24 protein-coding genes are annotated in these 25,379 nt (G+C 56.2%); 14 read left to right on the top strand and 10 right to left on the bottom strand.

Annotated features, from left to right (window positions below; translation table 11 throughout):
* Positions 1-6 precede the first annotated feature (6 nt).
* The 9 genes from kdsC to npr are packed head-to-tail and all read left to right on the top strand — an operon-like array spanning position 7 to position 5,898.
* Complete coding sequence (gene kdsC / locus ABLV17_RS14995; RefSeq protein ID WP_015369496.1) at positions 7-573, top strand: 3-deoxy-manno-octulosonate-8-phosphatase KdsC; 567 nt, start codon at positions 7-9, stop codon at positions 571-573.
* A complete protein-coding gene (gene lptC / locus ABLV17_RS14990) occupies positions 570-1,145 on the top strand; it encodes an LPS export ABC transporter periplasmic protein LptC (protein ID WP_015369495.1) in 576 nt (191 codons plus the stop codon). The genes kdsC and lptC overlap by 4 nt, the downstream gene beginning before the upstream one ends.
* On the top strand, positions 1,114-1,659 hold the full coding sequence (lptA, locus tag ABLV17_RS14985; protein WP_015369494.1) for a lipopolysaccharide ABC transporter substrate-binding protein LptA: 546 nt from the start codon (positions 1,114-1,116) through the stop codon (positions 1,657-1,659). Before lptC ends, lptA begins: the two co-directional genes overlap by 32 nt.
* 6 nt (positions 1,660-1,665) lie before the next feature.
* Positions 1,666-2,391 (top strand): LPS export ABC transporter ATP-binding protein, encoded by a 726-nt coding sequence (lptB, locus tag ABLV17_RS14980; RefSeq protein ID WP_004206203.1) that lies wholly within the window; start codon positions 1,666-1,668, stop codon positions 2,389-2,391.
* Between the two features lie 47 nt (positions 2,392-2,438).
* On the top strand, positions 2,439-3,872 hold the full coding sequence (rpoN, locus tag ABLV17_RS14975) for an RNA polymerase factor sigma-54 (protein ID WP_047044697.1): 1,434 nt from the start codon (positions 2,439-2,441) through the stop codon (positions 3,870-3,872).
* A gap of 22 nt (positions 3,873-3,894) precedes the next feature.
* Positions 3,895-4,182, top strand: coding sequence for a ribosome hibernation promoting factor (hpf, locus tag ABLV17_RS14970; protein ID WP_004125711.1), 288 nt, complete (start codon positions 3,895-3,897; stop codon positions 4,180-4,182).
* Between the two features lie 58 nt (positions 4,183-4,240).
* Entirely contained in the window at positions 4,241-4,729 is a 489-nt protein-coding gene (ptsN, locus tag ABLV17_RS14965) for a PTS IIA-like nitrogen regulatory protein PtsN (RefSeq protein ID WP_015369492.1), read from the top strand.
* 45 nt (positions 4,730-4,774) lie between these two features.
* Positions 4,775-5,629, top strand: coding sequence for an RNase adapter RapZ (gene rapZ, locus ABLV17_RS14960; protein WP_015369491.1), 855 nt, complete (start codon positions 4,775-4,777; stop codon positions 5,627-5,629).
* Complete coding sequence (npr, locus tag ABLV17_RS14955) at positions 5,626-5,898, top strand: PTS phosphocarrier protein NPr (protein WP_002918431.1); 273 nt, start codon at positions 5,626-5,628, stop codon at positions 5,896-5,898. The genes rapZ and npr overlap by 4 nt, the downstream gene beginning before the upstream one ends.
* Positions 5,899-5,920: 22 nt before the next feature.
* Here npr and mtgA read toward each other — a convergent pair whose 3' ends face one another.
* The 4 genes from mtgA to ABLV17_RS14935 all read right to left on the bottom strand — a co-directional run bounded on the left by mtgA (position 5,921) and on the right by ABLV17_RS14935 (position 10,901).
* Positions 5,921-6,646, bottom strand: a complete 726-nt coding sequence (gene mtgA, locus ABLV17_RS14950; RefSeq protein WP_113373140.1) for a monofunctional biosynthetic peptidoglycan transglycosylase — start codon at positions 6,644-6,646, stop codon at positions 5,921-5,923.
* The gene (gene elbB / locus ABLV17_RS14945; protein WP_087859933.1) at positions 6,643-7,296 is read right to left on the bottom strand and encodes an isoprenoid biosynthesis glyoxalase ElbB; all 654 of its coding nucleotides are present in this window, start codon (positions 7,294-7,296) and stop codon (positions 6,643-6,645) included. Before elbB ends, mtgA begins: the two co-directional genes overlap by 4 nt.
* Before the next feature lie 234 nt (positions 7,297-7,530).
* Positions 7,531-9,867 carry an aerobic respiration two-component sensor histidine kinase ArcB gene (gene arcB, locus ABLV17_RS14940; protein ID WP_087859934.1) on the bottom strand — a complete coding sequence of 779 codons (2,337 nt, stop codon included), beginning with the start codon at positions 9,865-9,867 and terminating at the stop codon, positions 7,531-7,533.
* A 107-nt stretch (positions 9,868-9,974) separates the two neighbouring features.
* Positions 9,975-10,901 carry a TIGR01212 family radical SAM protein gene (locus ABLV17_RS14935; RefSeq protein ID WP_213316678.1) on the bottom strand — a complete coding sequence of 309 codons (927 nt, stop codon included), beginning with the start codon at positions 10,899-10,901 and terminating at the stop codon, positions 9,975-9,977.
* A 685-nt stretch (positions 10,902-11,586) separates the two neighbouring features.
* Between ABLV17_RS14935 and gltB the strand changes: the two genes are divergently transcribed.
* Positions 11,587-16,047, top strand: coding sequence for a glutamate synthase large subunit (gene gltB / locus ABLV17_RS14930; RefSeq protein WP_072050360.1), 4,461 nt, complete (start codon positions 11,587-11,589; stop codon positions 16,045-16,047).
* Between the two features lie 9 nt (positions 16,048-16,056).
* Positions 16,057-17,475 carry a glutamate synthase subunit GltD gene (gltD, locus tag ABLV17_RS14925; protein ID WP_087859936.1) on the top strand — a complete coding sequence of 473 codons (1,419 nt, stop codon included), beginning with the start codon at positions 16,057-16,059 and terminating at the stop codon, positions 17,473-17,475.
* A gap of 115 nt (positions 17,476-17,590) precedes the next feature.
* Here gltD and sspB read toward each other — a convergent pair whose 3' ends face one another.
* The 5 genes from sspB to zapE form a co-directional block, all read right to left on the bottom strand.
* Positions 17,591-18,088, bottom strand: a complete 498-nt coding sequence (gene sspB, locus ABLV17_RS14920) for a ClpXP protease specificity-enhancing factor (RefSeq protein WP_045394985.1) — start codon at positions 18,086-18,088, stop codon at positions 17,591-17,593.
* A 3-nt stretch (positions 18,089-18,091) separates the two neighbouring features.
* Entirely contained in the window at positions 18,092-18,730 is a 639-nt protein-coding gene (gene sspA / locus ABLV17_RS14915) for a stringent starvation protein SspA (RefSeq protein ID WP_015369483.1), read from the bottom strand.
* A 309-nt stretch (positions 18,731-19,039) separates the two neighbouring features.
* A complete protein-coding gene (gene rpsI / locus ABLV17_RS14910) occupies positions 19,040-19,432 on the bottom strand; it encodes a 30S ribosomal protein S9 (RefSeq protein ID WP_000829818.1) in 393 nt (130 codons plus the stop codon).
* Positions 19,433-19,447: 15 nt separating this feature from the next.
* Positions 19,448-19,876 carry a 50S ribosomal protein L13 gene (rplM, locus tag ABLV17_RS14905; RefSeq protein WP_002918559.1) on the bottom strand — a complete coding sequence of 143 codons (429 nt, stop codon included), beginning with the start codon at positions 19,874-19,876 and terminating at the stop codon, positions 19,448-19,450.
* Between the two features lie 247 nt (positions 19,877-20,123).
* Complete coding sequence (zapE, locus tag ABLV17_RS14900; protein WP_213793689.1) at positions 20,124-21,254, bottom strand: cell division protein ZapE; 1,131 nt, start codon at positions 21,252-21,254, stop codon at positions 20,124-20,126.
* A 190-nt stretch (positions 21,255-21,444) separates the two neighbouring features.
* On the opposite strand from zapE, the gene zapG reads away from it, so the two are divergent.
* The 3 genes from zapG to degS all read left to right on the top strand — a co-directional run bounded on the left by zapG (position 21,445) and on the right by degS (position 24,530).
* Positions 21,445-21,843: a Z-ring associated protein ZapG gene (gene zapG, locus ABLV17_RS14895; protein WP_015703613.1), complete on the top strand. Its 399-nt coding sequence runs from the start codon at positions 21,445-21,447 to the stop codon at positions 21,841-21,843.
* Between the two features lie 173 nt (positions 21,844-22,016).
* A complete protein-coding gene (degQ, locus tag ABLV17_RS14890) occupies positions 22,017-23,384 on the top strand; it encodes a serine endoprotease DegQ (protein ID WP_308957720.1) in 1,368 nt (455 codons plus the stop codon).
* A gap of 87 nt (positions 23,385-23,471) precedes the next feature.
* On the top strand, positions 23,472-24,530 hold the full coding sequence (gene degS / locus ABLV17_RS14885) for an outer membrane-stress sensor serine endopeptidase DegS (RefSeq protein ID WP_015703614.1): 1,059 nt from the start codon (positions 23,472-23,474) through the stop codon (positions 24,528-24,530).
* Between the two features lie 28 nt (positions 24,531-24,558).
* Here the strand turns inward: degS and ABLV17_RS14880 are convergent, their stop codons facing one another.
* The gene (locus tag ABLV17_RS14880; RefSeq protein WP_213316680.1) at positions 24,559-25,257 is read right to left on the bottom strand and encodes a hypothetical protein; all 699 of its coding nucleotides are present in this window, start codon (positions 25,255-25,257) and stop codon (positions 24,559-24,561) included.
* Between the last annotated feature and the right edge of the window lie 122 nt (positions 25,258-25,379).

Raw genomic sequence — 25,379 nt, 5'->3', positions numbered from 1 at the left:
AAAATAATGAATAATGCTGATGCCCAGGTCGACACCTGCTACGGGCCGGTAAGCCAGGAATTTATCGATCGGGCGGCGAAGATCCGTTTACTGATCCTCGACGTCGACGGCGTGCTTTCCGACGGCCTTATCTATATGGGCAACAACGGCGAAGAGCTGAAAGCGTTTAACGTCCGCGATGGCTACGGGATCCGCTGTGCGCTGACTTCCGGTATTGAAGTCGCGATTATTACCGGGCGAAAAGCTAAACTGGTAGAAGACCGCTGCCAGACGCTGGGCATTACGCATCTGTATCAAGGTCAGTCCGATAAGCTGTTGGCGTTTCGTGAATTATTAAGCAAACTGGCGGTTCGCCCGGATGAAGTGGCTTATATTGGCGACGATCTGATCGACTGGCCGGTAATGGCGGAAGTCGGTTTAAGCGTCGCCGTCGCCGATGCGCATCCGCTGCTGCTGCCACGGGCGAATTACGTCACGCGAATTAACGGCGGACGCGGCGCGGTACGCGAAGTCTGCGATTTGTTACTATTGGCGCAGGGCAAGCTTGATGAGGCCAAAGGGCAATCAATATGAGTAAAACCAGACGTTGGGTTATCATCTTACTATCGCTGGTCGCGTTGATCCTGATCGGCCTGAACCTGGCGAGTACGGACGACACCGCGACCGTCGCGGTCAATCCTAACGATCCGACGTATAAAAGCGAGCATACCGATACCGTGGTGTACAGCCCGGAAGGCGCGCTGAGCTATCGTCTGATAGCCGAGCATGTCGAATACTTTTCCGAACAAGAAGTATCGTGGTTCACCAACCCGGTGATGACCACCTTTGATACCAATAAGGTTCCGACCTGGTCAATCAGAGCGGATAAAGCCAAGTTAACCAACGACCGTATGCTGTATCTTTACGGCCACGTTGAGGTCGACGCGTTGAGTCCCGACTCTCAACTGCGCAAAATTACCACCGATAACGCGCAGGTAAACCTGGTGACCCAGGATGTAACCTCTGACGATATGGTGACGTTATACGGAACAACATTTAATTCCAGCGGCCTGAAAATGCGCGGGAACCTACGCAGCAAAAATGCCGAGCTGATTGAAAAGGTTAGAACCTCTTATGAAATTCAGAACAAACAAACTCAGCCTTAACATTGCGCTCGCAAGCGCGCTTCTGGCCGCCAGCCTGCCGGCTCTGGCAAAAACCGGCGATACCGATCAGCCGATTCACATCGAATCCGATCAGCAGTCGCTGGATATGCAGGGCAACGTCGTGACCTTCACCGGCAACGTGGTCGTCACCCAGGGGACCATTAAGATCAATGCCGACAAAGTCGTGGTTACCCGCCCTGGCGGTGAAAAAGGCAAAGAAGTGATCGACGGTTTCGGCAATCCGGCCACCTTCTATCAGATGCAGGACAACGGTAAGCCGGTGAAAGGCCGCGCGTCGAAAATGCATTATGAACTGCAGAACGATTTCGTGGTGCTGACCGGCAACGCGCATCTGGAACAGCTGGATAGCAATATTCAGGGCGACAAAATCACCTATCTGGTGAAAGAGCAGAAAATGCAGGCCTTCAGCAACAAAGGAGGTCGCGTGACTACGGTGCTGGTGCCTTCGCAGTTGCAGGACAAAAGCGGCGATCAGCAGAAGAAAGGTAAGTAATCCGTTATGGCAACATTAACTGCAAAAAACCTCGCCAAAGCCTACAAAGGCCGCCGCGTGGTGGAAGACGTCAGCCTGACCGTCAACTCCGGTGAGATAGTCGGCCTGCTGGGCCCGAACGGCGCCGGTAAGACCACCACCTTTTATATGGTAGTGGGCATCGTGCCGCGCGATGCCGGCAACATTATCATTGACGATGAAGATATCAGCCTGCTGCCGCTACATGCCCGCGCGCGCCGCGGCATCGGTTACCTGCCGCAGGAAGCCTCTATTTTCCGCCGCCTGAGCGTCTACGATAACCTGATGGCGGTGCTACAAATCCGCGACGATCTCAGCAGCGAGCAGCGTGAAGATCGCGCTAAAGAGCTGATGGAAGAGTTCCACATCGAACACCTGCGCGATAGCCTGGGTCAGGCGCTCTCCGGCGGTGAACGCCGCCGCGTCGAAATCGCCCGCGCGCTGGCGGCGAACCCGAAATTCATCCTGCTGGATGAACCGTTCGCCGGGGTTGACCCTATCTCCGTTATCGATATTAAACGCATCATCGAACACCTGCGCGACAGCGGGCTGGGCGTACTCATTACTGACCATAACGTCAGGGAGACGCTGGCGGTTTGTGAACGAGCTTATATCGTAAGCCAGGGCCACCTCATCGCCCACGGCACCCCGCAGCAAATCCTTGAAGACGAGCAGGTAAAACGCGTGTACCTTGGGGAAGACTTCAGACTCTGATAGGGTAGAGGTTATAGACGTTTTAGCCGGAGATATTGACCCTGAACATGAAGCAAGGTTTGCAATTAAGGCTAAGCCAACAGCTTGCCATGACGCCCCAACTGCAGCAGGCTATCCGCTTGTTGCAGCTGTCCACGTTAGAACTCCAGCAAGAACTCCAGCAGGCGCTGGAGAGTAACCCGTTGCTTGAGCAAACCGATCTTCACGAAGAGGTTGAGACCACAGAAGCCGAGGACCGCGAATCTCTGGATACCGTCGACGCGCTCGAACAAAAAGAGATGCCGGATGAGCTTCCGCTGGACGCCAGCTGGGATGAAATCTACACCGCCGGCACGCCGTCGGGTAATGGCGTCGACTACCAGGACGATGAACTGCCGATCTATCAGGGTGAAACCACCCAGAGCCTGCAGGATTATCTGATGTGGCAGGTTGAGCTCACGCCTTTCACCGATACCGACCGCGCGATTGCCACCTCCATCGTCGATGCCGTTGACGATACCGGTTACCTTACTATTCCCATTCAGGACATTGTCGATAGTATCGAAGATGATGAAATTGGCATTGAGGAAGTGGAAGCGGTACTCAAACGCGTGCAGCGTTTCGATCCGGTCGGCGTCGCCGCCAGGGATCTCCGTGACTGTCTGCTGATCCAGCTTTCACAATTTGCCAAAGAGACACCATGGCTGGAAGAAGCCCGGTTGATCATCAGCGAGCATCTTGATCTCCTGGCCAACCATGATTTCCGCAGCCTGATGCGCGTCACCCGCTTGAAAGAAGACGTTCTGAAAGAGGCGGTTTGCCTGATCCAGTCGCTGGATCCGCGCCCGGGGCAGTCCATTCAAACCAGCGAGCCGGAATACGTGATCCCGGATGTGCTGGTGCGTAAAGTCAGCGGCCGCTGGGTCGTCGAACTCAATTCCGACAGCATTCCGCGGCTGAAAATCAATCAGCAATACGCGGCGATGGGCAATAATGCGCGCAACGACGCCGACAGCCAGTTTATCCGCAGCAACCTGCAGGAAGCCCGCTGGCTGATTAAAAGCCTTGAGAGCCGTAACGATACCCTGCTGCGCGTGAGCCGTTGCATCGTCGAGCAACAGCAGGCCTTCTTTGAGCAGGGCGAAGAATTTATGAAACCGATGGTGCTGGCGGACATCGCCCAGGCCGTCGAGATGCATGAATCAACAATTTCACGCGTTACCACGCAAAAATATCTGCACAGTCCACGCGGTATTTTTGAGTTGAAGTATTTCTTTTCCAGCCACGTCAATACCGAAGGCGGCGGCGAAGCCTCGTCTACCGCCATTCGCGCGCTGGTGAAGAAGTTAATCGCCGCGGAGAACCCCGCGAAGCCGTTGAGCGACAGCAAGCTCACCACCATGCTCTCCGATCAGGGTATTATGGTGGCGCGACGCACTGTTGCTAAGTACCGAGAGTCTTTATCCATTCCGCCGTCAAACCAGCGCAAACAACTGGTCTGACACAACCGATAAGGAAGACACTATGCAGCTCAACATTACAGGACACAACGTCGAGATCACTCCTGCTATGCGCGACTTCGTTACCACGAAGTTCAGCAAACTGGAGCAGTTTTTCGATAGGATCAACCAGGTCTATATTGTGTTAAAAGTAGAGAAGGTGACGCAAATCGCGGACGCCAATTTGCATGTCAACGGTGGCGAAATCCATGCCAGTGCGGAAGGGCAGGATATGTATGCCGCTATCGATGGTCTTATCGATAAGCTGGCAAGACAGTTAACAAAACATAAAGATAAACTGAAACAACACTAATTGTCCGGGCGATCGCCCTTATCCGCAGCCCGCGGATAAGGGCAGCTCAGGTGAAATTATGATGAACAACGATTCCGCTCTACAACTGAGCAATGTCCTTAACCAGGATTGTACCCGTAGCCAGGTTCACTGCCAGAGCAAGAAACGCGCGCTGGAAATCATCAGCGAACTGGCGGCGAAGCAGCTAGGTTTACCGCCGCAGGTGGTCTTTGAAGCGATCCTGACCCGTGAAAAAATGGGCAGTACCGGAATCGGCAACGGCATTGCGATCCCTCACGGCAAGCTTGAAGAGGATACCCTGCGCGCCGTTGGCGTCTTTGTGCAGCTGGAAACGCCGATCGCCTTCGATGCGATCGACAATCAGCCGGTCGATCTGCTGTTTGCGCTACTGGTGCCGGCCGATCAAACCAAAACCCATCTGCATACGCTCTCGCTGGTCGCCAAACGTCTGGCGGACAAAACCATCTGCCGTCGCCTGCGCGCTGCGGTGAGCGATGAAGAGTTGTATGAGATCATCACCGAAGCAGGAAGCAGCGATGACGCTTAACGTGAGTCGCGACTTAACCTTTATCGTACTGAGGAGAAACGGTACATGGTACTGATGATCGTCAGCGGCCGCTCTGGCTCGGGGAAATCCGTCGCCCTGCGAGCGCTGGAAGATATGGGCTTCTACTGTGTGGATAACCTGCCGGTAGTGCTGTTGCCTGAGCTGGCGCGAACGCTGGCCGACCGCGATATCTCCGCGGCCGTCAGCATTGACGTGCGTAATATGCCGGAATCACCGGAAATCTTTGAACAAGCGATGCAGAATCTGCCGGAATCCTTCTCCCCGCAGCTGCTGTTCCTTGATGCCGACCGCAACACCCTGATCCGCCGTTACAGCGATACCCGCCGCTTGCATCCGCTCTCCAGCAAGAATCTGTCGCTCGAAAGCGCGATCGACGAAGAGAGCGATCTGCTCGAGCCGCTGCGCTCCCGTGCGGATCTGATCGTCGATACTTCCGAAATGTCGGTGCATGAACTGGCCGAGATGCTGCGTACTCGCCTGTTAGGTAAACGCGAGCGTGAATTGACGATGGTGTTTGAATCATTCGGCTTCAAACACGGTATCCCTATCGATGCCGATTACGTCTTTGACGTCCGCTTCCTGCCAAACCCGCACTGGGATCCAAAGCTGCGCCCGATGACCGGCCTCGATAAACCGGTTGCCGCCTTCCTCGATCGCCATACGGAAGTGCATAACTTTATTTATCAGACGCGTAGCTATCTTGAGCTATGGTTGCCAATGCTGGAAACCAATAACCGCAGCTATTTGACGGTGGCCATTGGTTGTACCGGCGGTAAGCATCGCTCGGTCTATATTGCCGAACAGCTGGCTGACTACTTCCGCTCGCGCGGTAAGAACGTACAATCTCGTCACCGGACGCTGGAAAAACGTAAATCATGACCGTCAAGCAAACCGTTGAAATCACCAACAAGCTGGGTATGCACGCGCGCCCGGCAATGAAGCTTTTCGAGCTGATGCAGAATTTCGATGCGGAAGTATTGCTACGCAACGACGAAGGCACGGAGGCGGAAGCCAACAGCGTTATCGCCCTGCTGATGCTGGATTCCGCCAAAGGACGCCAAATTGAGGTTGAGGCCAGCGGCCCGCAGGAAGTCGAAGCGCTGGCGGCGGTGATTGCGCTGTTCAACGCCGGGTTTGATGAAGACTAATCATCTCCCGGCGGGATCGCGGTTAATGCAGCTTATTGGCCTGCATAAAGCCTTCGCCGCCTAACTGACGCATCTGGCGCAGGATCCACGCCTGTCGGCTGCGAACATAGCCTGACGGCGCATCGGCGCGAAAACGAATCGGGTTCGGTAATACCGCCGCCAGCAGCGCGGCCTCTGCAGGGGTTAAACGGCTGGCCGGCTTATGAAAATAGCGCTGGGCCGCCGCTTCAACACCAAAAATACCGTCGCCAAACTCGGCAATATTCAAGTACACGGTGAGAATGCGTTTCTTGCTCCAGACCGTTTCGATACCGACGGTCAAGCCCACTTCCAGCCCCTTGCGCAACCAGCTACGGCCATCCCATAAAAACAGGTTTTTCGCCGTCTGCTGAGAGAGCGTCGACGCGCCGCGAATTCGATTTTCATTCCGTTCGTTGTGCGCCAGCGCTTTTTCGATTGCCGGCACGTCAAAACCCCAGTGGTCGGGGAATTTCTGATCTTCAGCGGCAATCACCGCCAGCCCCATCCAGGGGGAAATCTCGTCCATCCCAACCCAATCAGAATGGGCGACATAATGAAAATCACCGGAGAACCAGGCGCTAACCTGGCGCTCCAGCATCACCGCTGAGAACGGCACCGGCAGGACGCTGAATAAGGCGATACCGCCGCCCCAGAACACCACGCAGATAAGCGCCAGGCGTAACAGCAGGCGCTTGATCATCGCCAGCGGCGCAACACGCTTACTCATTCAGCGAGAACCAGTACGCGATCGACCAGTTTCTCAATACCGCTGGCGGCCTCGGCGATATTCTGCGCCAGCATATAAGCAGGCGTAGTCACTACTTTGTTGTCTTCATCGACCACGATGTCGTCAACCGGGCACGGCACGTGCTCCGCGCCCATCTCTTCCAGCACCTCGGCAGTATCCGGATCGGTACCGATGGTTATCCGCAGCGGCGTCGGGAAAATCTTCGGCAACAGCGCCGGCGCGATACACATAAAGCCCAGCGGCTTACCCGCTTCGTGCATCGCCAGCGTTAGCGTCTGCAAATCGCGGTCAACCGCGCACTCACTCCCCTGGGCGGCAAAATTACTCAGGTTTTTCGCCGCGCCAAAGCCGCCGGGCACAATCAGCGCATCCAGCTCGTCCGCGCGGGCGCTGGCCAAAGGATGAATAGCGCCGCGCGCCAGGCGCGCCGCTTCAATCAGCACGTTGCGGCTTTCCGCCATCGTTTCGCCGGTCAGATGGTTGATCACGTCGCTTTGCGCCTTATCCGGCGCAAAGCAAACCGCCTGCGCGCCGCGACGCGCAATGGCCAACAGGGTAATGACCGCTTCATGAATTTCTGCGCCGTCGTAAACACCGCAGCCGCTTAGTACCACGCCAATCTTCTTCATCTTGCTAACCCCTTAGCGCAACTCTATGAAACAAGTAAATAATTTTGATTTACTCGCTATGCTTCACATATTTTACCGATTCACGTAACAAAATATTTATGGTTTGCTATCTTAATGAGCGAGCAAGCCAAATCCTCAGGTTGCGCCGTGTAAAAAAATCACTCGAACAATCCTGGCTCAACAACCAGTTCCCTGGTGTTGGCGCAGTATTCGCGCACCCCGGTTTATCCGGGGTCATTTTTTATCCGCCGCCGCAATCCAGGCCTTCAGTACCGCAACATCGTTTTGCCACTCGGATTTCATCTCTTCCACCCACTCACCGACGTTGTCTTCCCAGGCAGGTAAATCTGGCGTTTGGATCTGCTGCCCCAACTGCTGGATATGGCGCAAGCCTATCGACCCCGCCGCGCCCTTAATTTTATGGCCTTCATCGACGATACCTTTCTGGTCGCGCGCGGTGAGATTCGATTCCAGCACGGACATGTAGCCCGGCATCATCTTCTCGAACACCGCCAGCCCGTCGGTAATCAGCTTCGGCCCCACCAGCTCGATATATTGTTCCAGCATGTCGGTATCCAGTACCGATGCCGATTTCGCCACATCCACCGCGGGCGGCTCATGGCCATCGTCTTCCGGCGCATCCCAGAACTTCTTAATAATTGCGGTTAATGCGGGTACCGACAGCGGCTTGCTCAGCACATCGTCCATGCCGGCATCAAGATACTCTTTTTTATCCTTCAGGACGTTGGCGGTCAGCGCCACCAGCGGCGGCAGCTCATCGGCGGCATAGCGCTGTTTTAGCTGTCGCGAGATATCGAGGCCAGTCATGTCCGGTAGCTGAATGTCCAGCAACACCAGGTCGTATTCGCCGGGTTCGAACATCTCCAGCGCGGCTTTACCGGTCATCGCCACGTCCACGCTGTTGCCCAATTTTTCCAGCACCGAACGGGCGACAATCACGTTCAGTTCGATATCTTCCACCAGCAGCACGTTCAGCGCCGGCAGCGGCATATCGTCTTCGGCCAGCGTATCTTCGACTTCATCAGCCACCGCCTGCGCGTGTACGGTCAGGGTAAACGTCGCCCCCTGCCCCGGCTGGCTGGTCACGCTGATATCGCCGCCCATATTACGCGCCAGACGGCGCGACACCGCCAGGCCAATCCCGGTACCGGTTGCCGGTTTACCGCCGTGGCTGTCTTTCACCTGATAATACATGGCGAAAATTTTGTCCTGCTCCGCCTGTGGGATACCGATACCGGAGTCCTCAACTTCGAAGTGCAGCATATCGCCTTCGTCATAGCGGACGCGCACGGTGACATTGCCCTGTTGGGTAAACTTCACCGCATTGCTGATCAGGTTCCACAGGATCTGCCGCAGGCGCGTACCATCAGTTACCACTTTATGCGGCAGCGGCTGGGTTGGCTCCATCACAAAGCGTAAACCTTTCTGCTGCGCCTGCAGGCCTGAGAGGTTTTCCAGGTCGGCAAGGAAGCTGGTGAAGTCCACTTCCTGATTATCGAGCTGCACTTTACGCCGCTCCATTTTATCCATGTCGATAATATCATTGAAGATATTCCCTAGCGTCACCGCTGAAACATGGATAGTTTTCAGATATTTTTCCTGCTCGTTGGTCAGTTCAGTATCCAGCAGGATGCGGCTGAGCCCAACGATGCCGTTGAGCGGCGTACGCAGCTCGTGGCTGATGGTTGAGATAAAGGTGGTCTTGTCCCGGCTGGCGCGCTCCAGCGCGTCCTGATAGCGCTTACGCTCGGTAATATCGCGACCAAAGCCCATCAGGCCACGGCGCTTGCCCACGCGGTCATAGTAGGGGACCTTGCGGATCTCAAAGCAGGCTTTACGCCCATCGGGATAATCGAGCCATTGTTCGTAGGTTAGCGAGACATTGTGGCGGAAGACTTTCTCATCGGTCTCCAGCACTTTTACCGCGGCTTCTTCGCTATAGACATCCTGCGGCTTGAGGTGAATCAGCTGCTTTTCGCTTTTTCCGGTCAACAGCTCCATCGCCCGGTTACAGCCGGAGAACTCCTTATCTTCGTTACGATAGAAAACCAGATCCGGTGAGGCATCAAGGAAAGAGCGCAGGAAGGAGGACTGTTGTTCCAGCTGAATCTGCGTCTCTTCACGCTCTTTCATCTCTATTTTCAGCTGTTCCAGCGTGGTTTCACGTTCCGCTTCCGCTTTCTCACGTTCGCCAATTTCCTGATTCAACTGGGCGATATTGTCCTTGAGCTGCACGTTAAGCTTAAGATCGCGCTCGCGCATCTCTTCCAGCTTTTCCACCAGCCGCGAGAGCCGCTGGCGCGACTCTTCCAGTTGTTCGACCACCACCGACAGAAAATAGACCGCCCAGGGGGTAATCAGCAGCCCGAAGAATATAGAGCGGATAACATCGATACTCTCAACCTGCCCATGCAGCACCATCGTGACGGCCATCTGCACCACGATAGCCAGCACCACCAGCGCCAGAGCCAACAGCATTGAAAAGCGCACCAGACCTAACTTCATCATCAGATCGACATAGTACTGCGCCAGCATACGAATTTGCTTCATGAAGGATTCCTTATCGCCAACTCCGCACAATAATACCCAATTCTGAACATTACGCTGTAAGTTGTGCAAAAAATGCGGCGGTAATCAGCCGTTAAGGAAGTGGAACATCAGGCGGGCAGGACCCACGGCGTCCCCAATGCCGACCCCTGAACGCCATGGGTATTAAGGTATTTGTCCAACTCGACCATACCGGTCCAGCGGTTTTCGCACCACAGCGGCGCCAGGAGCGTCGGGCGACGGGCGCTGGCCGAGATGCGATGATAAATCACCTCCGGCGGGGTATGGCGAATCATCTCACCGGCGGTGACCGTATAATCATCCAGCGCAATACCGTTCAGGCGCCCCGCCTGCCAGGCTTTCGCCATGATGCTGCCGGTCACGATGTGCAACGGGTGCAGCTTGATGCCATCGACCCCGGTTTCGACTACCCGTTGCAAGGTTTGCAGGCACTGCTGCTGGGTTTCGCCCGGCAGGCCGACGATAAGATGCGCGCAGACCTTTAATCCGCGCTCGCGCGCCAGTCGGGTGGTGCGCTGGTAGCAGGCAAAGTCATGGCCGCGATTGATACGATGCAGCGTTTTATCATGCGCGGTCTGCAATCCCAGCTCCAGCCAGATTTCATAGCCCTGCTCCCGATATTCGCTGAGCAGATCCAGCACCGCATCGGGAACGCAGTCGGGACGGGTGCCGACGCACAGCCCAACGATATTCGCCTGGCTCACCGCCTGCTGATACATTGAACGCAGCAGCTGTACTTCGGCAAAGGTGCTGGTGTAGGCCTGGAAATAAGCAAGGTAGCGTTTCGCTCGGTTAACCAACTGCGCCTGGTGCGCCAGTTGATCGGCAATCGAACGGTACTGCTGGGCCTCGTCGGCGAAGGAGGCGACATTACAAAATGTGCAGCCGCCGCGGCCGATTGTGCCATCGCGATTCGGGCAGCTAAATCCACCATGCAGCGTCAGTTTATGTACCTTTTCGCCGTAGCGGCGCGTAAGATCCCCACCAAACATGTTGACTAATTTTTGTAACTGCATAATCTGATAGACCGGCCTCAAGAAAGGGGCCAAGCCTGCCATTTTTAGCCTCCGACGGCGATGACCTGGATCAATCGTCAGCGCGGCCGCTTACCTAATTGCATAATCAATCAAAATAAACGCGGTTTCATTCACACCCGCGGTAATAACATTTACTTATACTTCAATGCTGAGTTTCAATTATCTTTGTCGCAGCAAAAAACAGTTTTATTTCCTGCCATTAAGAATACCAGTAGTCAAATACTCTGCTATAAAAAAACAATTCAGCACAGAAAGGTAATCTTAGGCTGCGGATATAGTGAGACAGATCACACTAGATTACGCATCCCTGAGAGTTTATATGCCTTTAAAAAAACAACAATTCTTTTTAAAATCATAATATTAAACACCTCTTAGCACACTTTTGTATAAATAAGATTGCCATTTGACGTAAGTGTGGATTCTCGATAAGTTGGGAATCCGCTGGAAGCTTTCTGGATGAGCGCTCTGCTCATCATATTTATGCAGTAATTGAGATTCCCTCTTAATAGCAAGTCCTCAAACTTGTGTACCGATGCGAAAAGGATTTAAAGAGGGCGAATGCGAGGTAGGCAAAGATGCCCTTACCCCGTCGCCATGCTCTTGCTGTGCCTTGCGCGCAATCGATTAAGGGGGCGTCCCGTAGAGCCTGGGGAGGTTCACTGATATGTTGTACGACAAATCCCTTGAGCGGGATAACTGTGGTTTCGGCCTGATCGCCCACATAGAAGGCGAACCTAGCCACAAGGTAGTGCGCACCGCTATACACGCACTGGCCCGAATGCAGCACCGCGGCGCGATCCTTGCCGATGGTAAAACCGGCGACGGTTGCGGCCTGCTGTTACAAAAACCCGATCGTTTCTTCCGGATTGTGGCGGAAGAGCGCGGCTGGCGCTTAGCCAAAAACTACGCCGTCGGGATGCTGTTCCTGAATAAAGACCCCGAGCTGGCAAGCGCTGCGCGCCGTATCGTTGAAGAAGAGCTGCAACGCGAAACATTGTCTATCGTTGGCTGGCGCGATGTGCCAACTAACGAAGGCGTACTCGGTGAAATCGCCCTCTCCTCGCTGCCTCGTATTGAACAAATTTTTGTTAACGCCCCGGCAGGCTGGCGTCCGCGCGATATGGAACGCCGTCTGTTCATCGCCCGCCGTCGCATTGAAAAGCGCCTGCAGGAAGACAAAGATTTCTACGTTTGTAGCCTGTCGAACCTGGTTAATATCTATAAAGGTCTGTGTATGCCGGCGGATCTGCCGCGCTTCTACCTGGACCTCGCGGACCTGCGCCTGGAATCCGCCATCTGCCTGTTCCACCAGCGCTTCTCCACCAATACCGTACCGCGCTGGCCGCTGGCGCAGCCGTTCCGCTATCTGGCGCACAATGGTGAAATCAATACCATCACCGGTAACCGCCAGTGGGCCCGCGCACGTACCTATAAATTCCAGACCCCGCTGATCCCCGATCTGCATGACGCCGCGCCGTTCGTCAATGAAACCGGCTCTGACTCAAGCTCGATGGATAATATGCTGGAACTGCTGCTGGCAGGCGGGATGGATATCGTCCGCGCGATGCGCCTGCTGGTACCGCCAGCCTGGCAGAATAACCCGGACATGGATCCGGAGCTGCGCGCGTTCTTCGACTTTAACTCCATGCATATGGAGCCGTGGGACGGCCCGGCGGGCATCGTCATGTCCGACGGCCGCTACGCCGCCTGTAACCTCGACCGTAACGGTCTGCGTCCGGCGCGCTACGTCATCACTAAAGACAAACTCATCACCTGTGCGTCTGAAGTCGGTATCTGGGACTACCAGCCGGATGAGGTGATGGAAAAAGGCCGCGTTGGGCCTGGCGAGCTGATGGTCATCGATACCCGCAGCGGGCGTATTCTGCACTCGGCGGAAACCGATAACGATCTGAAAAGCCGCCATCCGTACAAAGAGTGGATGGAGAAAAACGTCCGCCGTCTGGTGCCGTTCGAAGACCTGCCGGAAGAAGAAGTCGGCAGCCGTCAGTTGGATGATGACACGCTCGCCAGCTACCAGAAACAGTTTAACTACAGCGCCGAAGAGCTGGACTCCGTCCTGCGCGTCCTTGGGGAAAATGGCCAGGAAGCGGTCGGTTCGATGGGCGATGATACCCCATTCGCCGTGCTCTCCAGCCAGCCGCGTATCATTTACGATTATTTCCGCCAGCAGTTCGCCCAGGTGACAAACCCGCCTATCGATCCGCTGCGTGAAGCGCACGTGATGTCGCTGGCTACCAGTATCGGCCGTGAAATGAACGTCTTCTGCGAAGCGGAAGGCCAGGCGCACCGCCTGAGCTTCAAATCGCCGATCCTGCTGTACTCAGACTTTAAACAGCTGACCACCATGGAAGAGGAGCACTATCGCGCCGACACCCTGGATATTACCTTTGATGCCAACGAAACCACGCTGGCCGAGACGGTAAAAGCGCTGTGCGATAAAGCGGAACAGATGGTGCGTAACGGCACCGTACTGCTGGTGCTGTCCGACCGCAACATCGCGAAAGATCGTCTGCCGGTACCGGCGCCGATGGCCGTTGGCGCCATCCAGACGCGCCTCGTCGATAAGAGCCTGCGCTGCGACGCTAACATCATCGTCGAAACCGCCAGCGCCCGAGACCCGCACCACTTTGCGGTGCTGCTGGGCTTTGGCGCGACGGCTATCTATCCGTATCTAGCTTATGAAACCCTGGCGAAGCTGGTAGATAGCAAAGCTATCGATAAAGAATACCGTGCGGTGATGCTGAACTACCGTAACGGCATCAACAAAGGCCTGTACAAAATCATGTCGAAGATGGGGATCTCGACCATCGCCTCCTACCGCTGCTCGAAGCTGTTCGAAGCGGTCGGTCTGCATCGCGACGTGGCCGACCTCTGCTTCCAGGGCGTAGTGAGCCGCATCGGCGGCGCCGGTTTCGACGATTTCCAGCAGGACCTGCTGAATCTGTCGAAACGCGCATGGCTGGCGCGTAAACCGCTGGCTCAGGGCGGCTTGCTGAAATATGTCCACGGCGGCGAATATCACGCCTATAACCCGGACGTCGTTCGCACCCTGCAGCAGGCGGTTCAGAGCGGCGAATACCGTGATTATCAGGAATACGCGAAGCTGGTTAATGAACGCCCGGCGGCCACGCTGCGCGATCTGCTGGCGCTCAACCCAGGCGATGAAGCCGTAAGCATCAATGAGGTGGAATCAGCGAAAGAGCTGTTTAAACGCTTCGATACCGCGGCCATGTCGATCGGCGCACTGAGCCCGGAAGCGCACGAATCACTGGCGGAAGCGATGAACAGCATCGGCGGCTTCTCCAACTCCGGTGAAGGCGGTGAAGACCCGGCGCGCTACGGCACCAACAAAGTCTCGCGTATTAAGCAGGTGGCTTCCGGTCGTTTCGGCGTTACTCCAGCCTACCTGGTGAATGCCGACGTGATCCAGATTAAAGTCGCCCAGGGCGCGAAACCCGGTGAAGGCGGACAGTTGCCGGGTGACAAAGTGACGCCTTATATCGCCAAACTGCGTTATTCGGTACCTGGCGTGACGCTGATCTCCCCGCCGCCGCACCACGATATTTACTCTATCGAGGATCTGGCGCAGCTGATTTTCGACCTCAAGCAGGTCAATCCGAAGGCGATGATTTCCGTCAAACTGGTTTCCGAACCGGGTGTCGGCACTATCGCCACCGGCGTGGCGAAAGCCTACGCAGACCTTATCACTATCGCCGGCTACGATGGCGGCACCGGGGCGAGCCCGCTCTCATCGGTGAAATATGCCGGCTGTCCGTGGGAACTTGGCCTGGTGGAAACCCAGCAGGCGCTGGTCGCCAACGGTCTGCGTCATAAAATTCGCCTGCAGGTAGACGGCGGCCTGAAAACCGGCCTCGATATCATCAAAGCGGCGATCCTTGGCGCGGAAAGCTTCGGCTTCGGCACCGGCCCAATGGTCGCGCTGGGCTGTAAATACCTGCGTATCTGTCATCTGAACAACTGCGCCACCGGCGTGGCGACCCAGGACGACAAACTGCGTAAGAACCACTACCACGGCCTGCCGTTCAAAGTGACCAACTACTTTGAATTCATCGCCCGCGAAACCCGCGAGCTGATGGCGCAGCTGGGCGTGAAGCGTCTGGTGGACCTGATCGGCCGCACCGACCTGCTGAAAGAACTGGAAGGCTTTACGGCGAAACAGCAGAAACTGGAGCTCGGCAAGCTGCTGGAAACCGCTGAGCCGCTGCCAGGCAAGGCGTTGTACTGCACCGAGAGCAACCCGCCGTTCGATAACGGCGTGCTCAACGCGCAGCTGCTGCAGCAGGCGAAGCCGTATGTGGATAACAAACAGAGCAAAACGTTCTGGTTCGATATTCGCAACACCGACCGTTCCGTTGGGGCGTCGCTGTCCGGTTATATCGCCCAGACTCACGGCGACCAGGGGCTGGCCGCCGACCCGATTACCGCCCACTTTAGCGGTACCGCGGGCCAGAGCTTCGGCGTCTGGAACGCCGGCGGCGTTGAGCTGCACCTGACCGGCGACGCCAACGACTACGTGGGTAAAGGCATGGCGGGCGGTCTGCTGTCGATTCGTCCTCCGGTCGGCTCCGCCTTCCGTAGCCATGAAGCAAGCATCATTGGCAACACCTGTCTGTATGGCGCAACCGGCGGTCGTCTGTACGCGGCAGGACGCGCGGGCGAACGCTTTGCGGTACGTAACTCCGGCGCCATCACCGTGGTGGAAGGCATCGGCGACAACGGCTGTGAATACATGACCGGCGGTATTGTCTGTATCCTGGGGAAAACCGGCGTGAACTTCGGCGCGGGTATGACCGGCGGCTTTGCTTACGTCCTGGATGAAGATGGCGACTTCCGTAAACGCGTTAACCCCGAACTGGTGGAAGTTCTGGACGTGGACACGCTGGCTATCCATGAGGAGCACCTGCGCGGCTTAATTACCGAACACGTCCAGCTTACCGGTTCGCAGCGCGGCGAAGAGATCCTCGCCAACTGGCCGGCCTTCGCGGCGAAGTTTGCGCTGGTTAAACCGAAGTCCAGCGATGTTAAAGCACTGTTGGGTCACCGTAGTCGTTCCGCAGCTGAGCTGCGGGTGCAGGCGCAGTAAGGGGTTAAGATGAGTCAGAACGTATACCAATTTATCGACCTGCAGCGCGTTGATCCGCCAAAGAAACCGCTGAAGATCCGTAAAATTGAATTTGTAGAAATTTACGAGCCGTTTTCAGAAGGCCAGGCCAAGGCGCAGGCGGATCGCTGCCTCTCCTGCGGCAACCCGTACTGCGAATGGAAATGTCCGGTGCACAACTACATCCCTAACTGGCTGAAACTGGCCAACGAGGGGCGTATTTTTGAAGCGGCGGAGCTGTCGCATCAGACCAACACCCTGCCGGAAGTCTGCGGACGCGTCTGCCCGCAGGACCGCCTGTGCGAAGGTTCCTGCACCCTGAACGATGAGTTCGGCGCGGTGACCATCGGCAACATTGAACGCTATATCAACGATAAGGCGTTTGAGATGGGCTGGCGTCCGGACTTGTCCGGCGTGAAGCAAACCGGAAAAACCGTCGCCATTATCGGCGCCGGTCCGGCAGGCCTGGCCTGCGCGGATGTGCTGACCCGCAACGGCGTGAAGGCTATCGTCTTCGATCGTCATCCGGAAATCGGCGGTCTGCTGACCTTCGGCATCCCGGCGTTTAAGCTGGAAAAAGAGGTGATGACCCGCCGCCGCGAGATCTTCACCGGCATGGGGATTGAATTCCGGCTCAATACCGAAGTGGGTCGTGACGTCCAGCTCGACGAGCTGCTGAAAGAGTACGACGCGGTATTTCTGGGCGTGGGCACCTACCAGTCCATGCGCGGCGGACTGGAAAACGAAGATGCCAACGGCGTGTATGACGCGCTGCCGTTCCTTATCGCCAACACCAAACAGATCATGGGCTTTGGCGAAACGGCGCACGAACCGTTCGTCAGTATGGAAGGCAAACGCGTGGTGGTTCTCGGCGGCGGCGACACCGCGATGGACTGCGTGCGGACCTCTGTTCGTCAGGGGGCGGCGCACGTTATCTGCGCCTATCGCCGTGACGAAGAAAACATGCCAGGCTCCAAACGTGAAGTGAAAAACGCGCGTGAAGAGGGTGTCGAATTCCAGTTCAACGTCCAGCCGCTGGGCGTGGAAGTGAACGCCAACGGCAAAGTGTGCGGCGTGAAAATGGCGCGCACCGAAATGGGCCAGCCGGATGCGAAAGGCCGCCGCCGCGCGGAAATCGTCGCCGGTTCCGAGCACGTGGTGCCCGCAGACGCGGTGGTGATGGCGTTTGGTTTCCGTCCACACAGCATGGAATGGCTGGCGAAGCATAGCGTCGAGCTGGATTCTCAGGGCCGCATCATCGCCCCGGAAGGCAGCGACAACGCGTTCCAGACCAGCAACCCGAAAATCTTTGCCGGCGGCGATATCGTTCGCGGTTCAGACCTGGTGGTAACGGCGATTGCCGAAGGCCGCAAAGCGGCGGACGGTATCCTCAATTACCTTGAAGTCTGATTAAAGCCTGAGTCTCAGCGCATAAAAGCCCGATGGTTAACGCCACCGGGCTTTTTTATGCTTGATCGTGGTTAAGCGTGGGCAAAAAAACAGGCCCCGGAGGGCCTGTCAGGAATTACTTCACAACGCGCAGCGCCGGACGACCACCGCGCGGCGGCGGTGGCGTATCGTCAGGATCGTCATCGTGATTATCCGGCTTATCGCCATCAATCACCGACATCACCGTTTCGTTTTCGCTCTCAGGCGCAACGTCATCATCGTTGAGGCTGCTGACATCTTCGTCATAGGCCGCTTCAGGTTCAAACATCGTTCCTGCGCCGTTCTCACGGGCATAGATAGCGAGTACCGCAGCCAGCGGCACGGAAACGTTGCGCGGTACGCCGCCGAAGCGAGCGTTAAAGCGCACTTCGTCATTCGCCAGTTCCAGATTGCCCACCGCACGCGGCGCAATGTTCAGAACGATTTGGCCGTCGCGAGCGTACTCCATCGGCACGAGAACGCCTGGCAGCGTCACATCGACGACCAGGTGCGGAGTCAGCTGGTTATCCAGCAGCCACTCATAGAACGCCCGCAGCAGGTACGGGCGACGCGGCGTCAGCTGTGATACATCCATTATTTAGCCCCGGCCGAGGCGCATTTCACGCTCGGCTTCAGTTAAAGAAGCGAGGAAAGAATCACGTTCGAAGACGCGAGTCATATAGCCCTTAAGCTCTTTCGCGCCAGCACCCACCAGTTCTACGCCGAGAACCGGCAAACGCCACAGCAGCGGAGCCAGGTAGCAATCGACCAGGCTGAATTCGTCGCTCAGGAAGTAAGGCTTCTGAGTAAAGACCGGCGCAATCGCCTGCAGTTCTTCACGCAGCTGCTTACGAGCGGCATCAGCCTGGGCCGCGGTACCGGTCTGGATGGTATTCATCAGCGAATACCAGTCTTTCTCGATACGTTGCATGTACAGACGGCTTTCACCACGCGCCACCGGGTAAACCGGCATTAGCGGCGGATGCGGGAAACGCTCATCCAGGTATTCCATAATGATGCGGGATTCCCACAGAGTGAGCTCACGATCCACCAGCGTCGGGACGCTTTGATTCGGGTTGAGGTCAATCAGATCCTGAGGCGGGTTATCCTTCTCCACGTGCTCTATCTCAAAACTGACACCTTTTTCGGCCAGCACGATGCGGACCTGATGGCTATAGATGTCAGTAGGACCAGAAAACAGCGTCATTACCGAACGTTTGTTGGCAGCGACAGCCATGAAAACCTCCAGGTATATTCAGAATTTTTACTGCTGCCGACCACGCATGGCCAGCCAGATGTATAAACCCCATTCGCACGGCGACGATATGTTCATTGATTAACTAAAAAATGAACAACCACCAGCATTTGGGCAGAAAATTGGATGATAGTTTACCAGATTTTGCGGACGTTGTGGTGAGGGTATTCTGGAAATGCTGAAAAAGTGGTAAGAACAGGCCATTTCTTTGTGGATAACAGCCGTTTTATCCATAAAAAAACCCGCCGAAGCGGGTTTTTTCGCAAATTGTTCTGCGTGAGCAGAAAACAATTAACGTTTGGAGAACTGCGGACGACGACGTGCTTTACGCAGACCGACTTTCTTACGTTCAACCTGACGAGCGTCACGAGTAACGAAGCCAGCTTTACGCAGTTCAGAACGCAGGGACTCGTCGTACTCCATCAGAGCGCGGGTGATACCGTGACGGATCGCACCAGCCTGACCAGAGATACCACCACCTTTAACAGTGATGTACAGATCCAGTTTCTCAACCATGTCGACCAGTTCCAGCGGCTGACGAACTACCATGCGGGCAGTTTCACGACCGAAGTACTGTTCCAGCGAACGCTGGTTGATTACGATTTTGCCGTTGCCCGGTTTGATGAAAACGCGAGCTGCGGAACTTTTGCGGCGACCAGTGCCGTAGTATTGATTTTCAGCCATTGCCTATAATCCCGATTAGATGTCAAGAACTTGCGGTTGCTGTGCCGCGTGGTTGTGCTCGTTACCAGCGTAAACTTTCAGTTTACGGTACATAGCACGACCCAGCGGGCCTTTTGGCAGCATGCCTTTAACCGCGATTTCAATCACACGCTCAGGACGGCGGGCAATCATCTCTTCAAAGGTCGCTTCTTTGATACCACCGATGTGGCCGGTGTGGTGGTAGTACATTTTGTCTTCGCGCTTGTTGCCGGTTACAGCAACTTTTTCTGCGTTCAGAACGATGATGTAATCACCAGTATCAACGTGCGGAGTGTATTCCGCTTTGTGCTTACCGCGCAGGCGACGAGCCAGTTCAGTAGCCAGACGGCCCAGAGTTTTACCGGTCGCGTCAACAACATACCAGTCGCGTTTTACGGTTTCTGGTTTAGCTGTAAAAGTTTTCATTAAAAGCTTACCCAAATAAATAAGTTACACGTTGGTGAACACCCAAACGTTTAGTCAGTTGAGGTTCACACGACAAAGTCCGGCAAACCTACCCCTTCGAATAGCCTATGCCAGCACATAGAAGATTTCGGGAAAAAAAACCTTCTCGTAACGTGGGGTCGCAAGATTATAGAGAAGTAGGGGCCAAAGATCGACCCCTTTATGTGATTTGCAGCAGGTTTTTCTCAGCGTGAGAAGAAGGCTGGATTCAGGGCATGTGCGGCTGCTTCAGATACTCTTCGCTTTGCATTTCCTGCAGGCGCGATAAACAGCGCTGGAACTCAAATTTCAGGCGTTCGCCCTGATAGATCTCATACAGCGGCACCGCCGCGCTGACCACCAGCTTCACGTGGCGTTCGTAGAATTCATCCACCAGCGCGATAAAGCGCCGCGCTTCGCTCTCGAGCTGCGTCGTCATCACCGGCACATCGAACAACATCACGGTGTGGAACAGGCGTGACAGCGCGATGTAATCATGCTGGCTGCGCGCATCCACGCACAGAGTATCAAACGAAGCCGCCAGGGTCTGGTTTTCCACGCCCAACGTCGGCAGCGGCCGGTGGTTAATTTCCAGCGTCGGCATCTGCTCGCGTTTGGCCCCCGCCAGCGCCAACCAGAGCTTATCCATTTGCTGGCTGGTCTCGCCATTGAGCGGCGACAGCCACAGATGCGCCTGGGTCAAAGTGCGCAGGCGGTAATCAATCCCCGCATCCACGTTCATAATGTCGCAGTGCTGTTTGATGGCGTCTATCGCCGGCAGGAAACGCGCGCGTTGCAGACCATTGCGGTAGAGTTCGTCCGGCGGGATGTTCGAGGTAGCGACCAGCGTAATCCCACGCGAGAACAGCGCTTTCATTAAGCCGCCGAGCAGCATGGCATCGGTGATGTCGGAGACAAAAAACTCGTCGAAGCACAACACATCGGTTTGCGCTTTAAAGCGATCGGCAACGATCTCCAGCGGGTCACTATGCCCCTGCAGGGTGGTTAACTCTTCGTGCACGCGCAACATAAAGCGATGGAAATGCAGGCGCTGTTTACGTTCGCCCGGCAGGCTTTGATAAAACATATCCATCAGCCAGGTTTTACCGCGGCCCACGCCGCCCCACATATACAGGCCACGCACGGCGGTTGCTTCCGCCGTCGGTTCGCGCTTGCCGAGTAGTTTGCTGAATTTCGCCCGCAGACCGCCGCCCGCGGGCGCTGCGGCTACAGGTTTTTCCTGCAGTTCACGATAGATGGTATCGAGGCGGCTGACCGCTTCTTGTTGCACGTCGTCAGGTTGATGGCTGCCCTCTTTGAGAGCTAAAAGGTAACGCGATGTTGGGGACAGGCTTTGCATGATCTTATTGTTATTCCTTGAAAACCGTGGCGCCGTGACGCACGATTGACGAAAAAAAGGCGGTTCTACAGTACGCGATGATACGCCAGGATTCCACTTCTGTGGAATTAGCGGTTATAGTGGCACTATCGGGCGCAGGCGGAGAGCCTAACAGCCACCCTACGGAACCACAAAACAACGGGAGATGTTCATGACCTGGGAATACGCGCTAATTGGATTAGTCGTCGGTATCATCATCGGTGCCGTCGCCATGCGTTTTGGTAACCGCAAATTGCGTCAGCAACAAGCGCTGCAGTTCGAACTGGAAAAGAATAAAGCAGAGCTTGAAGAGTATCGCGAAGAGCTGGTCAGCCATTTTGCGCGCAGCGCAGAACTGCTGGACAACATGGCGGATGACTACCGTCAGCTGTATCAGCACATGGCAAAAAGCTCCAGCAGCCTGCTGCCGGACGCGATGGCGGAAGCTAATCCGTTCCGCAATCGCCTGGCGGAGTCCGAAGCCAGCAACGATCAGGCGCCTGTCCAGATGCCGCGCGATTATTCTGAAGGCGCATCCGGCCTGCTGCGCGGTGGCGCGAAACGCGACTGATCCCGCTGTCTGAGTAAAAATATTTACCGGGCGCGCCTTCCGCGCCCGTCTTCCCCCTGCATCCCAGCTACAATTTAAGCACGGACCGCATTGTTAGCCGGTCGAAAATTCAATAACATCAAATCATTCGGACGTTTTTTCCATACACCTCAGGTTACGAGAGCCAGCATCTAATGAAGAAACAGACTTTGCTGTTGAGTGCGTTAGCGTTAAGCATTGGATTATCGTTGTCGGTCCTGCCTCCGGCGGCGGCATCACTGCCGACCCAGGTTCCAGGCCAGGGCGCGCTACCGAGCCTCGCGCCGATGCTGGAAAAAGTATTGCCTGCGGTGGTGAGCGTGCAGGTAGAAGGCACCGCCTCGCCGGTGCAGAATATGCCGGAAGAGCTGAAAAAATACTTCGGCGACAACGCGCCGCAAGAGCAGGCGCAGCCGTTTGAAGGCCTCGGTTCAGGGGTGATTATCGACGCCGCCAAAGGCTACGTGCTGACCAACAACCACGTAATAAGCCAGGCGCAGAAAATCAGCATTCAGTTGAACGATGGCCGCGAGTTCGATGCCAAACTGGTCGGCAGCGACGAGCAGAGCGATATCGCCCTGCTGCAGGTTTTAAAACCCAGCAATTTAACGCAAATCGCCATCGCGGATTCCGACAAGCTGCGCGTCGGCGATTTCGCCGTTGCCGTCGGCAACCCCTTCGGCCTCGGCCAAACCGCCACTTCCGGCATCATCTCCGCGCTGGGCCGAAGCGGCCTTAATCTCGAAGGGCTGGAAAACTTTATTCAGACCGATGCCTCAATTAACCGCGGCAACTCCGGCGGCGCGCTGCTGAATCTCAACGGCGAGCTTATCGGCATTAATACCGCCATTCTGGCGCCGGGCGGCGGCAGCATCGGCATCGGCTTCGCCATTCCGAGCAACATGGCGAAGACCCTCGCCGATCAGCTTATTCAATACGGCGAAATCAAACGCGGCCTGCTGGGCATTAAAGGCATGGAAATGAGCGCGGATATCGCCAAAGCGATGAACATCAACGCTCAGCGCGGCGCCTTCGTAAGCGAAGTCCTGGCCAATTCCGGCTCCGCAAAAGCGGGGATTAAATCCGGTGACGTTATCGTCAGCATGAACGGCAAGCCGCTAAGCAGCTTCGCCGAGCTGCGTTCGCGTATCGCCACTACCGCCCCTGGCACTAAAGTAAAACTGGGGCTACTGCGCGACGGCAAACCATTGGATGTCGAAGTCACGCTGGATAAGAGCACCTCTTCCACCGCCAGCGCCGATCTGATTATCCCGGCCCTGCAGGGAGCGGCGCTAAGCGATGGCCAGCTGAAAGACGGCACTAAGGGCGTGACCATCGATAACGTCGATAAAGGCAGCGCGGCGTCGCAGGTTGGCTTGCATAAAGACGATCTGATTATCGGCCTCAACCGCCAGCGCGTGCGTTCCATCGCCGAGCTACGTAAAGTGCTGGAAACCAAACCGGCCGTCATCGCGCTGAATGTGCTGCGCGGTAACGAAAGCATTTATCTGCTGCTACGCTGACGGCTGCTTCCGGACATCGTGCGTCGTGCGATGTCCGGATAAGTCATGCTATGCTGCGCCTGCCCATTAATTAACGATATTCGCATCATGCCAGGAAAGCTTTTACGTTCAGTCCTTATCGGTTTAATCGTCGGCGGCATCCTGCTGGCGGCGATGCCTTCGCTGCGCCAGTGGCAACTCTCATCGGCGACGCCGAGCGATACCGCTGATGAATCGCCCGCCAGCTATAATGCTGCGGTAAGACGCGCCGCGCCTGCGGTGGTCAACGTCTATAACCGCGCGCTGAACAGCACCAGCCATAACCAGCTGACGCTTGGATCCGGCGTTATCATGGACCAACGCGGATATATCCTCACTAACAAGCACGTCATCAACGATGCCGATCAGATAATCATCGCTTTGCAGGATGGACGGGTATTTGAAGCCCTGTTGGTCGGTTCTGATACCCTGACCGACCTGGCGGTGCTCAAAATCAACGCCAGCGGCGGCCTGCCGGTCATCCCGATTAACCCGAAACGCGTTCCACACATCGGCGATGTAGTACTGGCGATAGGCAACCCGTATAACCTCGGGCAAACCATCACCCAGGGCATCATCAGCGCGACCGGTCGTATCGGCCTGAACCCTACCGGGCGGCAGAATTTCCTGCAAACCGATGCTTCTATCAACCACGGCAACTCCGGCGGCGCGCTGGTCAACTCGCTGGGTGAACTGATGGGTATTAACACCCTGTCATTCGATAAGAGCAATGACGGCGAAACGCCGGAAGGGATCGGCTTTGCCATCCCGTTCCAGCTGGCGACCAAAATCATGGATAAACTGATCCGTGACGGCCGGGTGATCCGCGGTTACATCGGGATCAGCGGCCGCGAGATCGCGCCGATGCATGCGCAGAGCGGCGGCATGGATCAGATCCAGGGGATCGTCGTCAATGACGTCGCCCCGGATGGCCCGGCGGCGCAGGCGGGGATCCGCGCTAATGACGTGATCATCTCGGTGAACGATAAACCAGCGGTTTCGGCGCTGGAAACCATGGACCAGGTCGCAGAAATTCGCCCGGGTTCAGAAATCCCGGTGGTCATCATGCGCGATGATAAGAAAATCACCCTGCACGTGGCGGTACAGGAATATCCGGCGACAAATTAACGATTAGCGCTCCGTTATCGGAGCGCGATTAATCAACAAACAGCGGCCCGGCCGGGAATCTGGCCAGAAACCCGGTCACCGCCAGCAGCGACCACAACGATGGCCAGCGGACCTGCCGCTCCCGCAGTTCATCATCCAGCGTCAGTAACGCGAACTCCCCTCTCTCGCCGAGAACGCCGCCCTGCCACAACAGCCGTTGCGCCTGCTGCCGCGCCCACGGCGATTCACTCTTCCAGGCCAGCAAATGCAGCAGCGACTGCTGTAAACAAACGCTGTGCGAATGACTGTCCCGCAGCAATCGTCGATACACCGGCAGCGAGATACTGCGTACGCTGTAGAAACCGCTGCGCGATTCACTATCAGCCTGCGCCACGCTGGCGCACATCTGCCCGGCGAGATCGCATAAACGGTTATGCGTCAGCGGCTGGCGCAGCGCATCCAGATGCCCGGCGGCGGCGCAAAGCAGGCCGCTCCTTTGCTGCTCATGCGTCCGCGAACCCAGCAACGCCGCTACCGTTTCATCCTCCCCGGTCTGCGCATGCTGTACACCCGCGTCATAACAACAGACAAAGAAATCATGGCTGCCATGGTCGATTGACGGGTGCGCCAGCAGATTCAAAGCCGGGTGCAGTTGTTCAAGCTCCTCCAGCGACGCCAGGGTGTCATCAACGACTCCCTCTTTTGCCGATGACCTGCTGCCAGGACGTAATGCTACCGTTTCATTCATCAAAGCCTCCTCAGGGAAAATTCCCGGCTCGCGCTGCGCTTACCGGGGCTACAAACCGGAGCGGACCGGTAGCCCGGATAAGGCGCCAGCCGCCATCCGGGAACCTCTCCCCGGTGGCGCTG

Origin of the sequence: Klebsiella sp. CN_Kp091 (genome assembly GCF_040065095.1) — a bacterium.
Lineage (GTDB): Bacteria > Pseudomonadota > Gammaproteobacteria > Enterobacterales > Enterobacteriaceae > Klebsiella > Klebsiella aerogenes.
The sequence above is the reverse complement of the archived record's forward strand: the minus strand, read 5'-3'. Positions and strand labels throughout refer to the sequence as shown.